This window comes from Chryseobacterium sp. MMO-72 (genome assembly GCF_037146035.1).
Taxonomy (GTDB): Bacteria; Bacteroidota; Bacteroidia; order Flavobacteriales; family Weeksellaceae; genus Chryseobacterium; species Chryseobacterium indicum.
On record NZ_JBBCWG010000005.1, the window covers coordinates 151,487 to 165,180 of the forward strand.

Annotated in this window: 14 protein-coding genes; all 14 read right to left on the reverse strand. The window is 36.1% G+C overall.

From position 1 onward, the window contains the following. Positions 1 to 81 precede the first annotated feature (81 nt). The 14 genes from WFH39_RS09405 to WFH39_RS09470 all read right to left on the reverse strand — a co-directional run bounded on the left by WFH39_RS09405 (position 82) and on the right by WFH39_RS09470 (position 13,559). Positions 82 to 591, reverse strand: coding sequence for an O-acetyl-ADP-ribose deacetylase (locus WFH39_RS09405; protein WP_336689707.1), 510 nt, complete (start codon positions 589 to 591; stop codon positions 82 to 84). Further along, complete coding sequence (locus WFH39_RS09410) at positions 581 to 1,489, reverse strand: ADP-ribosylglycohydrolase family protein (protein ID WP_336689708.1); 909 nt, start codon at positions 1,487 to 1,489, stop codon at positions 581 to 583. The genes WFH39_RS09405 and WFH39_RS09410 overlap by 11 nt, the downstream gene beginning before the upstream one ends. Beyond that, the gene (locus tag WFH39_RS09415; RefSeq protein ID WP_336689709.1) at positions 1,489 to 2,124 is read right to left on the reverse strand and encodes a DUF4291 domain-containing protein; all 636 of its coding nucleotides are present in this window, start codon (positions 2,122 to 2,124) and stop codon (positions 1,489 to 1,491) included. Before WFH39_RS09415 ends, WFH39_RS09410 begins: the two co-directional genes overlap by 1 nt. After that, positions 2,114 to 2,746 carry a hypothetical protein gene (locus WFH39_RS09420; protein WP_336689710.1) on the reverse strand — a complete coding sequence of 211 codons (633 nt, stop codon included), beginning with the start codon at positions 2,744 to 2,746 and terminating at the stop codon, positions 2,114 to 2,116. The genes WFH39_RS09415 and WFH39_RS09420 overlap by 11 nt, the downstream gene beginning before the upstream one ends. After that, complete coding sequence (locus tag WFH39_RS09425) at positions 2,743 to 3,558, reverse strand: TIGR02452 family protein (RefSeq protein WP_336689711.1); 816 nt, start codon at positions 3,556 to 3,558, stop codon at positions 2,743 to 2,745. Before WFH39_RS09425 ends, WFH39_RS09420 begins: the two co-directional genes overlap by 4 nt. A 292-nt stretch (positions 3,559 to 3,850) precedes the next feature. Continuing rightward, positions 3,851 to 4,324: a macro domain-containing protein gene (locus WFH39_RS09430; RefSeq protein ID WP_336689712.1), complete on the reverse strand. Its 474-nt coding sequence runs from the start codon at positions 4,322 to 4,324 to the stop codon at positions 3,851 to 3,853. Positions 4,325 to 4,734: 410 nt separating this feature from the next. Next, a complete protein-coding gene (locus WFH39_RS09435) occupies positions 4,735 to 5,643 on the reverse strand; it encodes a sugar kinase (protein WP_336689713.1) in 909 nt (302 codons plus the stop codon). A 174-nt stretch (positions 5,644 to 5,817) separates the two neighbouring features. Next, on the reverse strand, positions 5,818 to 6,822 hold the full coding sequence (locus tag WFH39_RS09440) for an SPFH domain-containing protein (protein ID WP_336689714.1): 1,005 nt from the start codon (positions 6,820 to 6,822) through the stop codon (positions 5,818 to 5,820). Between the two features lie 72 nt (positions 6,823 to 6,894). After that, positions 6,895 to 7,299, reverse strand: coding sequence for a hypothetical protein (locus WFH39_RS09445; RefSeq protein WP_336689715.1), 405 nt, complete (start codon positions 7,297 to 7,299; stop codon positions 6,895 to 6,897). 2 nt (positions 7,300 to 7,301) lie between these two features. Then, positions 7,302 to 7,769 (reverse strand): 2OG-Fe(II) oxygenase, encoded by a 468-nt coding sequence (locus WFH39_RS09450; RefSeq protein ID WP_336689716.1) that lies wholly within the window; start codon positions 7,767 to 7,769, stop codon positions 7,302 to 7,304. 111 nt (positions 7,770 to 7,880) lie between these two features. After that, positions 7,881 to 8,423 (reverse strand): NADAR family protein, encoded by a 543-nt coding sequence (locus WFH39_RS09455; protein ID WP_336689717.1) that lies wholly within the window; start codon positions 8,421 to 8,423, stop codon positions 7,881 to 7,883. Between the two features lie 636 nt (positions 8,424 to 9,059). Continuing rightward, the gene (locus WFH39_RS09460; protein ID WP_336689718.1) at positions 9,060 to 9,755 is read right to left on the reverse strand and encodes an NUDIX hydrolase; all 696 of its coding nucleotides are present in this window, start codon (positions 9,753 to 9,755) and stop codon (positions 9,060 to 9,062) included. 117 nt (positions 9,756 to 9,872) lie between these two features. Then, complete coding sequence (gene lepA / locus WFH39_RS09465; protein ID WP_336689719.1) at positions 9,873 to 11,669, reverse strand: translation elongation factor 4; 1,797 nt, start codon at positions 11,667 to 11,669, stop codon at positions 9,873 to 9,875. A 90-nt stretch (positions 11,670 to 11,759) separates the two neighbouring features. Next, on the reverse strand, positions 11,760 to 13,559 hold the full coding sequence (locus WFH39_RS09470) for a hypothetical protein (protein WP_336689720.1): 1,800 nt from the start codon (positions 13,557 to 13,559) through the stop codon (positions 11,760 to 11,762). Positions 13,560 to 13,694 lie beyond the last annotated feature (135 nt).

A 13,694-nucleotide genomic window follows, 5' to 3' on the forward strand; every position in this document is an offset into this window, starting at 1 on the left:
AGTTTTTTTTGTTACTACTAAACGTTTTTAGTTCGCAAAGCCGTTTCACTTAGCAAAGCTCACAAAAACTATTATTCTGTATTATTCTTTTAACAATGTTCTGTAAATTTCCTCATTTTCATCATCAAAACATACGAAAATAACTTTTTCAATGATCTCCGATGTAAAGTTTCTCACCTCATCTATGGCAATTTTAGCCGCCAGTTCTTTTGGAAACCGATAAATTCCTGTGCTGATGTTGGGAAAAGCAATAGTTTTCACCTTTAAGCTTTCCGCCAACTTTAATGAATTATGGTAACAATTTGCCAATAATTTCGATCCTTTTTCTTCATCTCCATTCCAGACCGGACCAACCGTATGAATGACGTATTTCGCAGGGAGATTTCCGCCGGTTGTAACGACTGCTTCTCCTATTTTGCATTTGCCTTGTCGGTTTCGGATTTCTATACACTCATCAAGAATTTGTTTTCCTCCTGCCCGATGAATGGCTCCGTCTACTCCGCCACCGCCCAATAAGGAAGAGTTGGCTGCGTTAACGATAGCGTCTGCTTCTATTTTGGTGATGTCTCCTTTTATTAATTCAATGTTCATAAAATTTGCTTTTTTTCCAATTCTCAACATTCTTTGTCCAATCCGCAATTGACTCTTCATTGCAGCTTAAAACACTTATTCCTCCAACCATTGCACAAGTTGTGTCTCTGTCGCCTAAAGCTGAAACGGTATTCCAAAGACATTCTTCAATATTGTTCCGGTATCTAGAAAGCATCCAGAGTACAATCGGAACGGTGTCCTGAGCGGTCATTTTTATTCCGTTTCCTAATGTTTTGACCAATAACTCAATACTTGGATTTCCGTCTAAATATAAGACTTTGTTCAGTTTACTTTTCATATCAGAATCCTTCAATTCAGACTGAATTTTCTGAATAAATTCCTGCTGATTCAACTGTATCAATCCTAATTTTTCCTGAATGACCAAAGCTGCGGCCAATGCAATGGCTTTTGTGCCTTCCATCGCTTCTTTGTTGGCATGGGTAACTTCACAGGACAGTTCTGCATTTCTTTTAAGCTGATCCAGATCATCATAAAAATAAGCTCCGATTACAGAAGCTCTCATCGCTCCTCCGTTTCCCATAGAACCCTGTCCTCCAAATTTTGAATAGGAAACTTTTTTCCAGTTTTCACCATCCTTTACTGCTCTGAAATATTGATGCATTGAAGGTCCGTAACCTCTATTAATATCAAGATAATAATTTTGGGTAAACTCTTCCGCCAGAAAATCCTGATTGATTTGTCCGAATTTTTCCAATGATCTGAAAACAGCAATTGCCATAATGGTATCATCCGTAAAATCCAGAGTGCTTTCAGGAATGATTCTTTGATGGATGAACATTCTGATCATACTTTCTTCACCAAAGAAACTTTCCCCAAAAGCATCACCAATGGAAATCCCCGTAAGTGATTTTGAAGCGAGTAAGAGTCTATCTTTCATTATTTTAACCTTAATTTCTTATTTAAATCCTCATCATCAAACAACAACGGTTTTTCTTCAGGAAGAACTAAATTGTCTAAATCGTCATTCAAAACAAACTGATGCTGTTCTTTAACAAAATCTGAAATATCTTCAATGAAAAGGAGATCTTCTTTTGCAAAGGTTTTGATGAAATCATTTCTCAAACCAATCTGAATGGCTCTTCTTTCCAGTTTGTTTCCGAAAGGATCGTGATCCGGATCCCATTGCAGTCTCACGGAAGATTCTTTCACCTGATTCTTCCATTCTTCCCTTGAAATTCCTAATTTCTCATTGTATGAAGAATAGACTGAATTTTTCAGATAATTTTTAAAAGCATCCATCTTCAAATGAATGGCGAGAACAGATTCCTGTCCTTCTTTTGTTCCCCAACCGTTTCGGAACATCATCCAAAGGAAGTTTGGTTTTATCCAGGTCATTCTTTCTAAACTGAATCCACCTCCGAAATATTGATTTTTAACGGCAAATCTGCCTATTTCTTTCCGGTACGATTGGTAGACAATAATTTTATCTTCATCATACTGAGCCATGATGTGATAGCCTTTTTCCGGCCAATCCTGTAGCTGTTCTTTATATTTTTTTAATTTAAAATCCATTTTCATTGTAATATTCTTCCCACTCCTTTTTATCAATTGCCCTATAATCTTCTGTCGGAAAATTGTATTGATTAATTAAAATATCCATATCAAAATCTTCTGTGTTGGGAAATAATAAATAGGTAATTGTTTTATTTATTCTTTCAACAATCAGATTAATATCATGTATATTTTCAAACATTATTTTTTCAGAAACTCTTTCTTCAATGGAAGGAATTCCCATAAGTCTTACTCCTCCAAAGAAACCTCTCACTAAATTCAGATAGGCTTTTCTAAAATATATTATGCTTTTTAAAATTTCTTTAAGATTTTCAGTTTTTATATCTTCAATCTTATAAAAACCGTTAATTGAAGATTCTATCATTTCTGCAATTTCTTCTGCAAACTCATAATCTTTAAATTCATTAATAAATTCCAAATCATAAAAGTGTTTTAGATCTTTGATCTGTATATTCAGATATGCAAAAACAGAGCATATTCTCCTGAATCTTATTTGTTTAGAAAGTAAGAGCTTTGTAGGATCATTAAAATAAATATCTGATTTTTGATGTTCTAAAACATATTGAAAATCATACAGCAATTCTAAAATTTCTAATGTTATTTCTTCTCTTGTAATCTTCATGATATTCCTTCAAACGGCTTTATCATTTCCTCTTTTTTCGAGAGAATGGCAAAGACCACTCTTTTAAATTTATTTTTATACTTCCCAAGAAGATGCTTTTTGAATAATTCGACAATTTCTTTCGGATCATTTTTGAAAACTCCGCATCCCCAAGCTCCTAAAATTAAGGTTTCATTTCCTTTGTTTAATGCTAAAGCGAGCATTTTATCTGTTCTTACATCCATTGCTCCGAAGATTTCGTGGGCTCTTTCCGGTTCCTGACGTTTTACAACACCTGCGTTCACTGCGGGAGAGGTGATGAAATTGCAGAAAACAGGCTTATCCAGCAATTCTCCTTTGTCTTTCCTGAAAACGGGAACTTTCGGGCTGTAAATCATCATATCTGTGTAAAAACACGATTCCATGGCACGGTGGGTTTCGTAATATTCCCAACCCTGAAGCAGAGTGTCGTGAAGTCCGGAAGTTCTCGCCAGACTTTCTTCCTGCGCTTCGGCTCCGTTGATGAACCCACCACCGGGATTTTTCGCTGATGCGAAATTCAGGCACATCAATTTCTCCTGATCTTCTTCTGCGGCTAACTGTAAAATGGCTTTTAGGGAACTGCATCTCCAGACTTCAAACTGAGTCTCGAAGTGGGTTTCCGGAAGTTTGTTTTTTGTCATTTCCGACAGTTCTTCCGAGGAATACAAAACGGTTTCTTTAATACAAGTTTCCATTTCGTTTTCGATGCTTATTTTTTCGTTATTTTCGTTGATATAATATTTTTTAGCTAAGATTTCCAGTGTATCTTTCGCCATTCCTTTATTTGTCATGGTTTTTTTTATTTTTTTTTAACGCAAAGTCCGCAAAGTTTTTTGTTACTACTAACTGTTTTTAAGTTCGCAGAGGCGTTCTACTCAGCTAAGATCTCAGAGTTCTGCTATATTTATAATTTTGAATAATGATCTGTTCCCTTCTGAATGGGGTTTGCTGCGTTGCATTTTAAATATTTTATTGTTTTTAATCTTTTTTTAACGCAAAGTCCGCAGAGTTTTTATTTTACTACTAAACGTTTTTAAGTTCGCAAAGGCGTTCTACTCAGCGAAGCTCTCAAAGATTTTCCAATTATTCGAAATCATAAACGAATACTTCTACATTGTTTTTCAGCAGTGTTCTTTCAATAATCGGCTCGATTTCTTCCCATTTTCCGCCTGCCAAACCGCAACCGATTCTCGGCATATGAACTCCTGCGTTTAATTTCTTTGCTTCTTCAGAAAGTTTTTCAAGGCATTTTTCAACGGCTTCATAACGAATCGGGGAAATTCCTTTTAAATTGGTTTTAATTTTATGCTGACCAATCATGTTGCAAACCCAAACGTTTTCTTGAACCTGAACGGTTTGGATTTCTCCAAGATTAAAATTTTCAGCATCCTGAAACCATTTTCTATATTCGTTTTCAGGCTTTTTCCACCTGTTTGAAATGGCTAAGACAAAACCTTTTCCCCAACCTCCGATGTCGTTGCAAATGTGTGCAATGATTTTGTTCCCTTCAGCTTGAGGGTTTGTTGCGTCGCCTTTTAAATATAGTATTGTTTTCATGGTTGGTTTTTACATCTAATTTTTAAATAAACTATTGATTTTTAATGCTTTTTTTTTTAACGCAAAGCCCGCTAAGTTTTTTGTCACTACTAAATGTTTTTAAGTTCGCAAAGGCGTTCTACTCAGCTAAGCTCTCAAAGAGTTTTTCTACATAAGATTTCAAATTTCTGATAATACCTAATTTGTTGTGTTATCTTTCAAATATTTTATTGTTTTCATGGTTGTTTTTTATTTTTTTTAACGCAAAGCCCGCTAAGTTTTTTTTTACTACTACCTGTTTTTAAGTTCGCAAAGGCGTTCTACTCAGCTAAGATCTCAGAGTTCTGCTATAGAATAATGATTTATTCTCTTCAACTTGAGGGGTTGTTGCGTCGACTTTTAAATATATTATTGTTTTCATGGTTGTTTTTTTAATTTAATACTAAAACGGCTTCATCGTCAGAAAGCCTGATTTCTGCTGTTGCTCCGCTGTTGAACTGTAGAAAATCCTGCTCAATTCCGTCGCTAAATATAAAACCATTATTCGGCATTAGTGATTCGATGATTAATTTGTTTCCTTTTTTCAGTTTTCCGCTGCAGATATCGGTTTGCGTCCGGATGCTTTTAAAAGGTTCTCTTACTGCAAAATACAAATCTTCTTCATTCAGCTGCGGATATTTTAATGCGGTTTCGCCTAAAATTCCGAACGCCATATTAAAAATGGAACTCAGCCAGCCTGTGCTTCCTGTTTTTGTGGAAACTATGATTCCGCTGGAAGAATGGGTTTCTTGTTTTCCGTTCAGCATAATTTTGTATCTCGCGGAAGAATGTGAGGAAATTCCTACAAATAAATCATTCACTGCCCGTAATTTTTGTCCGTCATTCAGCACGGCTTCGGCAAACTTCATTTTTTTTGAACTAAAATTTCCGTTCATCACAGCTTGCACTCCTTTTAAAAAGTTTTTTGCTGTGAAGGGAAGCAAAACACCGTCATATCTTTCGGGATCGGGATTCACCGCAATGATTGGAATGTGTTTGGAATATTTGGCAACATTGGCTACCAAACCGTCCTGTCCGACTACCACAATCAGATTGTTTTCGGAGAAAATATAAGAAGGAATAAACTCTCTTTCAATCACTTTATTTTTAATGATTTTGGAAAGCTGGGTCTGAACTTCCAGAAATGACTGACCGAATTTTTCGTGTTCATCCACATATTCCTGAAAATTTCCTCCGGAACTTTCAATATAAAACTTCGCCTGAGCCTGCGTGTTGAATCTTTCGACCAGAGACTCAAGGCGGGTTTTATTTTTGATGATGATGGCGTATTCTACTTTCATTTTTTTAATTATTCAGAAGTTTTTATTTTAACGCAAAGTCCGCAAAGTTTTTATTTTACTACTAAACTTTTTTTAAGGTTCGCAAAGGCGCTCTGCTTATCAAAGACGATAACCTATTTTATCTTTTTGAGACTGTTAACAGCTTCCAACTTCGCTCTTCCTTCTTCCGGCCTCTTACTTTTTCAAAATACTATCCAACAAATCCGGACTTATATTCAGGTTTCCGATTTTCCCTGCGTTTTCTGCCAATTCCCTGAATGCTAAAGCGATGTTATTTCTCGCATCCTGTCTTCCGCTCAAAGCAGTGAGGACTTTCCAGTCGATTTCTTTGTATGGTTTTAAGGAAGTTTCCAGAATATAACCTTGTGTTTCTGCTTCTTTTCTGTCGTTTTCCGTTTTTTGCTCGATCAGTTTTTTTCTCTGGTTTTCTACAGAAATATCGGCGGCAATTTTCATTTCACGAAGGATCCTGTTGTTTTCTTCCTGCTGAACTTCGGTTTCCATCCTTTTTTCTTCAATCTGCTTTTGCTTTTCTTCAACCGCAATTTCTGTATTCAGTTCAGATTCTTTGATCTTTCTTTCCTGTTCCACTCCAAAATTTCTTCTTTCATAAATCGCTTCATCGGCTTGCTGCTGGAGTTTTTCCCTTGTTTCCGTTTCCAAAGCTCTTGCCATTTCAGGAGTGGTCTGAACCGCTAAAATATTGGCTCCCAAAATTTCAATTCCCATGCTTTTAATGGATTCGGAATCTATTAATCCTTTCAGAATATGATCTTCAATCTGTTTGGCAGAACGAATTGCTTCTTTTAAACTAAGATTGTGTACAAATGATGAAGTCGCTGTCTGTGCGAGATTAATGATTCTCTGGTTAAGCTTTTCGATATCATTCTTTTTATAAACTCCTTCTCCGTCCACGGTAAAATCCAGTGTGTTGGAAAGTGCTTTCGGATCGGTCACTTTATAGCTGATCTGTCCCTGAATTTTCACGGTCTGATAATCGTTCGTGTTCTCATTAAAGATAAACGGCAGATCGTTACTTCCCAAAGGAATCGCCACAATAGACGAATTAGGAGCGAAATAAAAGAACGATAAACCTCTTCCTTCCTTGGCGATCTTTCCATTTTTAAAATGAAGAACGTACGTCATAGAATCAAATTTGATGTGTGTAAATCCAAACATAGCTTTATGATTTTTAGTGAAACAATTTGTTAATTTTCGTGTATTTTTTACGCAAATTATGGGTAAAATTTTTTACACTTTTATTTTATTTAAAGCAAAACACTTTTCGATGTTTTTTAATGTTCCGCTTTTTCTTTTTTCATCGGTATTGAAATCAACCGCCAGAAAATGAGTGCATAGATCAATTCCAAAGGTATCTCTTTCATAATTTGAAGTAAATCCTCCGATAACTTTCCATTTTTCTGCCTTTGTTTTAAAAGAATTGGCAAAATATCTAGGTCTTTTTCCAACATGCAGAATGGTTACGTTCTCTGTTTTATCTTTTAAAAATTCCATCATTAATGTATCGGTTCCCGAAAAATCTCCGATGATAAATTCACACTCATCAAGGCTGAATTTTTTTAACGGTTCGATATAAAACTGCTGAAACTTTTCCCAGGATACATTTCCGTTTCCTGAAACATAGATCTTTTTCATTTTTAAGTCTTTAAATACATTACATCTGTTCTTAAAACATACTTTTGTCCGCTGATCAGTGTTTTTCCTTCATGTCTTAGCGGATGATAGAAAACCAATGCAGAACCTTTCTTTGGAGCTACAGTGAACAGATTTTCAAACTCTGTTTCTCCGCCTTCGAAATCATCATTCAGATAGATTAAAAAAGTGTAAAAGCTTTTTTCATTCTCATTTCTGATGTAGCTTCCGTCATGATGCATTTTAAACTGCTGTCCCGGAGAATATTTATAAATCCTGAACATTTCATTAAAACCCGAAACTTCATCATTTTCATGAATCTGAGGAAGAAATTCAACCGCTCTTAGAAAAAGATTTTCGGCTAAGTTTTCATCGAAAATCATCAATCTGTCGTTGTTACGGATTCCTTTGCTCATCACCTGCCTTCCTCTCATATTGATTTTCGCTTCCTCAAAGACTTTATCCTTTGTCATTTCAATATAATGATCGCATTCTTGGTCGGAAAGGAAATTTTCTATTAAAAATATCTGAGGATGGAGTTCTGTTTTTTCATGATTCCTAATTGGTTTACGGTTATTGTGTTTTTACCCTCTTAATTCGTCTCTTACTTCCATTAAAGCAAATCCTAATAAATTTTCACCATTCCATTTTGAAGGATCTTTTGCTTTTGCATTGGTTTCCAGCATTCCGATTCCCCAGATTTTGTCGTACGGACTTGCCTCTACTAAAATTGTATCGTCTGTTGAAAGCAGAAATTCTTTAAATTTTTCGTTTTGTGAAAATTTCAGAAAATTTCCCTGTTTCACGATCTCATATTTATGTTCGTTCCAGATTTCCGGATCAAAGTTTCTGACTTTTCTGCCTAAACTTTTTGCCTGATTCGGAGTTTCTGCTTTTAAAATTTGCTCTAAAATTTCATGATCATTAAATAATCTCGCTTTTCCGGCCATCATATAATGTTCTGCTGTTTTGTAAATGTTTCCGTTTTCTTCAAACTCAAAAGGAAACCACTGGCTGAAGCAGGCTTTTGTAATTTCATCTTTCACGGTATGTCCCCAAAAGAAAAGAAATTCCGGATTTTCTTTTTGATGAAATCTTTCGATGGTATTATTTAATGTATATTTCATGATTGCGTTATTTTTACACAAATTTAAAGGATTCTGATTTTATCTTCCAAATTTATTTGTGTTATTTTTACGCTAAATATTTTAATTGATTGATTTTCAGTGTTAAAAATTTATTTTATTGAAACACAAATCGCGCAAATGTTTTTCACAAATGGCGCAAATTTTAATTATGCTTTAGATTTTGGCTAAAGTTGGTCTGAAATTATTTTATTTAAACACAAGGGGCGCAAATGTTTTTCACAAATAGCGCAAATTTTATCTATGCCTTATATTTTGGCTAAAGCCAATTGAAATTTTTTAATTGAAAGAACGGACTAAAGTCCGTTTCTATTGATGTTGAAATTGGAATCGTATTGACTTGGTAAGCTGATTTTTTTTAAACACAAATGACGCAATGTTTTTCACAAAGGACTCAAATTTTAATCAATTAATATAGAGGGTAAAATATACACACATTGTATCATTCTGACACAGCCTGAAGGGATGCGAACGAATTTCACAGAATCTATTATTATGTTTGGTCTAAGTGTAAAGATTCTTCATTCCGCTTCGCTTCATTCTGAATGACACCGAACACAGAAAAGAAATTTTCGTGAAAATTCGTGTAAATATTTGTGCTATTCGCGTTTAAAAACACTATTTGATTTCGAAATAAAATCCCTGCTCTTCGAGTTCCCTGTATTTTTCCTGATTGAAAGTGAAGAGTTTTCCGGGTCTTCCGCTGCCTTCTTTTTTAAGATTATTGGTTTCGTTAAGCAATCCGTAGCTCATGATCTTTTTGCGGAAATTACGGCGGTCTATTTCTTTACCGATGATGGTTTTGTATAGGTTTTCAAGATCTGAAAAAGCAAATTCATCATTTAAAAGATTAAAACCGATCGGCTGATACTGGATTTTCGTACGAAGTCTTTTTAAGGCAATATCAATAATTGTCTGATGATCAAAAGCCAGTTTCGGAAGCTGATTGACGCTGAACCATTGTGCATCTTCGGCATCAGAATCGGCAAACAACTCATGATAGGATGGATTGACAAGTCCTAAATAAGCAATGGAAACCACGCGGTTTCGGGGATCGCGGCCGACGTTTCCAAAAGTGTACAGCTGCTCCAAAAAATCGGGCTTTATTCCTGCTTCTTCGTGGAGTTCGCGTTTTACGGCATCATCAAGGTTTTCATCATCCAAAACCAGACCTCCGGGAAGCGCCCAACCTCCTTTGAAAGGCTCAATGTTTCTTTTAATGAGAAGGATTTGTAAATCTTTCTTATCAAAATATCCGAAAATTACGGCATCTACAGCCACTTTTATATCCTGTAATTTTTTTGGAGACTCCATTGTTTTAATTTGCGTTATGAATACACAAATTTACGAATTCATATCTTAAAAACAAAAATCCGCAGAAATAATCTGCGGATTTACTTTTATCTTTTGCCTTTTTACTTGGCTCTTTCACTAATCATTCAGCTTCAAAACAGCCATGAACGCCGATTGCGGTACTTCTACCCTACCAATCTGCTTCATTTTCTTTTTACCTTCTTTCTGCTTTTCCAAAAGTTTACGCTTTCTGGAAATATCTCCTCCGTAACATTTTGCGGTAACGTCTTTTCTTAACGCTTTAATGGTTTCTCTTGCAATAACTTTCGTTCCTAATGCTGCCTGAACGGCAATATCAAACTGCTGTCTCGGGATCAGTTCACGAAGTTTTTCACACATTTTCTTACCGATGTGATAAGCGTTCGAATCGTGAATCAATGATGATAAAGCATCTACCATATCTCCGTTGATCAGGATATCCATTTTTACAAGCTTGGAAGCTCTGAAACCGATCGGATGATAATCGAATGAAGCATACCCTTTAGAAATAGATTTCAGCCTGTCGTAGAAGTCGAAAACCACCTCAGCCAAAGGCATATTGAAGATTAATTCTACTCTGTCTGAAGTCAGGTAACTCTGGTTAACGATTTCTCCTCTTTTTTCGATACAAAGTGTCATTACAGAACCTACAAAATCAGATTTTGTAATGATAGAAGCTTTAATATAAGGTTCTTCTACTCTGTCCATCGTGGTAGGATCCATCATTTCCGAAGGGTTATTGATCATAATCGGAACTTCAGGTTCTTTTTTGGTATACCCGAAGTAAGATACGTTGGGAACCGTTGTAATCACGTTCATGTTGAACTCTCTGTCCAGTCTTTCCTGAACGATTTCCATGTGAAGCATTCCTAAGAATCCGCAACGGAAACCAAAACCAAGTGCTGCAGAGCTTTCAGGTTCGAAAACCAGAGAGGCATCATTCAGTCTTAATTTTTCAAGAGAGAATCTTAATTCTTCAAAATCTTCAGAGTCAATCGGGTAAATTCCGGCAAAAACCATTGGCTTTACTTCCTCAAAACCTTCAATCGGTCCTGCTGCAGGTTTTTCAAAAGAAGTGATTGTATCCCCTACTTTTACTTCTCTAGCATCTTTAATTCCGGAAACCAGATATCCTACATCTCCACATTCTACCGATTTCTTAGGAACCTGTTTCAATTTCAGTGTTCCAACCTCATCAGCTCCGTATTCTTTTCCGGTTGCGAAGAATTTAATTTTTTCGTTCTTAGAAATACTTCCGTTTACCACTTTGAAGTAAGCCTCAATTCCTCTGAACGGGTTATAAACCGAATCAAAGATCAAAGCCTGAAGCGGCGCATTCGGATCTCCTACCGGAGCCGGAATTCTTTCTACAATCTGCTCAAGCAAATGGTGAACTCCTTCTCCTGTTTTACCGGAAACTCTTAAAACATCTTCATAGTCGCAACCGATCAGGTTCATGATTTCATCGGTTACTTCTTCAGGGTTTGCGGAAGGAAGATCAATTTTATTCAGAATAGGTATGATGGTTAAATCGTTTTCCAGTGCCAGATATAAATTACTAATCGTCTGTGCCTGAATACTCTGTGCTGCATCTACAATTAGAAGCGCTCCTTCGCAGGCAGCAATGGAACGGGAAACTTCGTAAGAAAAATCTACGTGTCCCGGTGTATCAATAAGGTTTAAAATATATTTTTCTCCTTTATATTCATAATCCATCTGGATCGCGTGGGATTTAATGGTAATTCCACGTTCTTTCTCCAAATCCATATCATCCAGTGTCTGAGACTGCAGTTCTCTCTGAGTCACCGTATTGGTATATTCCAAAAGACGATCCGCCAAAGTACTTTTACCATGGTCGATGTGGGCGATTATGCAAAAATTTCGTATGTTTTTCATTTAAGAATCTTGTAATTTGCAAAGATAACAAAATGCAGGATAATTCCTTAGTCTTAATTTTTAAGAACAAAAATTTAATTCTGCCCTTTTTTAATTTCCAAAATTTACGAAATGCGGGATGTCTGTTGTAAAGCTGTTCATTGGCAAAAGATTGTTCCGGTTGCTGTTGAAATCAAACAATGAATTATTGTCAAAAGGAACTTTTGGGTAATAGGTGAAGGAAATCTGAATCCGGTTGAATACCAGAAAAGGATTATTAATGAGAACGCCGATTCCTATTTTTGTATTAACGTTTGTTTTTAACAATTTTTCATCCGGTCCCGCCAACCAGCCTGCTGCAGCTGTTAAGTAAGGACTGAAATGAAAGTTTTTCCATGTTTTGTTTACGAAAAGCTGAAGCTGATAGCGCAGAACGAGTTTTTTTGTCCCGATATAATCTGCACTGTACACCGGAAACTCATCACTGGAAGAAAGATTGATGCGGTCTCTGTAGGAATAGTTTTGCTGTGGGTTTCCCAAAGCTAATGTGGGAGAAAAAAAGTGTCTCGCACTGGCAAACTTCCAATCCATAAGATTGGTAAAATAGGTAGCATCCAATCGGAAAGATTCGCGGTTTTGTCTTTCCTCATTGAAAAATTTCCCGAACTGTGCTTTCACACTGAAATATCCTATATTGGTAAAATCTCCGTGTGCTACAGAAATTCCGGCATACGGAATGATTCTGTTGTTTCTGGACAAGCCTCCCGCTGTAAGGCTCGCCGAAGTTCCGTACGCAATATCTTCCGGAAGATCGTACTGAAAGATATTTTTCTGAACAGAAAATTTTCGTTGTATAAATCCTACAGACGCCAGAAAACTGCTGTAAGAGGTAAAGTAATCGTATTTGTCTATTGCCGGATTATCCTTGTACTGATAATTCTGAAATCTTCCGATTAAAGCAATATTGCTGGAAACTTTTTCTGAAGATCTTGAGGCTATAGGAATCTGGTAACCTCCCCACAAATTCTGACTGTACACTTTAATCTGAGCTTCGGGAAAAACGGTTTCGGATTCGATCGGCAGCAAAACGCGGCGCATGAAGTATTCAAAATTAAATCCTCCCGCCCATTGGGTTAATGGGGAGAAAAAATCGCGCGTTGCACTGAGACTTATTTTTTCATTTTTAGCAAAATCCCGCTCTCCCAGAATCTGTGCATTGATGTAGGAACCCCATAAATTGTATGCGGTATAGCTTCCCAGTAAGTAATTCTGCTTTTCTTTAGAATCGTTACGGTAGAGAAAACTTAAATCATGCCCCAGTCCGAGAAAATTTTCTTCGGTAACGCCTAATCCGATTTTACTTCCGGAATAGCTTGCTCTGGGTTTCAGACTCCATGAATCCAGCACTTTTACGATAACATCTATAGAATCTCTGGTGGAAGTACTGTCGGAAATACTGATGTTCACTCTGTTGATAAAAGGCATTGTTCTCAGCAGACGTTCAGACTCGTAGATTTTCTGGGCATTGTATTCTTCTCCTTTTTGGAAAAGTAAATAATTGTTAACCGTGGAAATTCTTGTATTGGAATGAAGATGATTGGTAAACCAGTCGTACCATCTGGATTTTTCTTTTTTATCCCGAGAGCCATATCCGAAAGGATCTATGGTTTCTATTGTAATATTTCTGATGTATTTTCCGTCATATGTTTCCTGCGCTACTTTTTCGGTGGTTGTTTTTACGGAAACGGAATCTGCTTCTCTACGAAATATAAAGCGGTGAAGGAATTTTGTAAATTTTCTCTTATCTGAAAATTTTTCAATTTTGTAATAGATCGAATCCTTTTTTTCCTGTGCCTGGAAAAAGAAGAAACAATTAAAAATAAGAGCTAAAATTACGATAGACTTGTTCATTTACCTTCTGAAGTTGCAGTATTTTTTAGTATCAATTTATAAGCCAATAAAATTAAAATTTAATTTCGTTTCTACTTTCATAAACATTAGGACAGATCCGGACTGTTTTCAAAATAATTTTACTTTTTGATGTAA

What these genes read in the sequence shown, in the direction of transcription:
- WFH39_RS09405 (WP_336689707.1), bottom strand. Translation starts at nt 591, where the DNA reads ATGAACATTGAATTAATAAAAGGAGACATCACCAAAATAGAAGCAGAC.
- WFH39_RS09410 (WP_336689708.1), bottom strand. Translation starts at nt 1,489, where the DNA reads ATGAAAGATAGACTCTTACTCGCTTCAAAATCACTTACGGGGATTTCC.
- WFH39_RS09415 (WP_336689709.1), bottom strand. Translation starts at nt 2,124, where the DNA reads ATGGATTTTAAATTAAAAAAATATAAAGAACAGCTACAGGATTGGCCG.
- WFH39_RS09420 (WP_336689710.1), bottom strand. Translation starts at nt 2,746, where the DNA reads ATGAAGATTACAAGAGAAGAAATAACATTAGAAATTTTAGAATTGCTG.
- WFH39_RS09425 (WP_336689711.1), bottom strand. Translation starts at nt 3,558, where the DNA reads ATGACAAATAAAGGAATGGCGAAAGATACACTGGAAATCTTAGCTAAA.
- WFH39_RS09430 (WP_336689712.1), bottom strand. Translation starts at nt 4,324, where the DNA reads ATGAAAACAATACTATATTTAAAAGGCGACGCAACAAACCCTCAAGCT.
- WFH39_RS09435 (WP_336689713.1), bottom strand. Translation starts at nt 5,643, where the DNA reads ATGAAAGTAGAATACGCCATCATCATCAAAAATAAAACCCGCCTTGAG.
- WFH39_RS09440 (WP_336689714.1), bottom strand. Translation starts at nt 6,822, where the DNA reads ATGTTTGGATTTACACACATCAAATTTGATTCTATGACGTACGTTCTT.
- WFH39_RS09445 (WP_336689715.1), bottom strand. Translation starts at nt 7,299, where the DNA reads ATGAAAAAGATCTATGTTTCAGGAAACGGAAATGTATCCTGGGAAAAG.
- WFH39_RS09450 (WP_336689716.1), bottom strand. Translation starts at nt 7,769, where the DNA reads ATGACAAAGGATAAAGTCTTTGAGGAAGCGAAAATCAATATGAGAGGA.
- WFH39_RS09455 (WP_336689717.1), bottom strand. Translation starts at nt 8,423, where the DNA reads ATGAAATATACATTAAATAATACCATCGAAAGATTTCATCAAAAAGAA.
- WFH39_RS09460 (WP_336689718.1), bottom strand. Translation starts at nt 9,755, where the DNA reads ATGGAGTCTCCAAAAAAATTACAGGATATAAAAGTGGCTGTAGATGCC.
- lepA (WP_336689719.1), bottom strand. Translation starts at nt 11,669, where the DNA reads ATGAAAAACATACGAAATTTTTGCATAATCGCCCACATCGACCATGGT.
- WFH39_RS09470 (WP_336689720.1), bottom strand. Translation starts at nt 13,559, where the DNA reads ATGAACAAGTCTATCGTAATTTTAGCTCTTATTTTTAATTGTTTCTTC.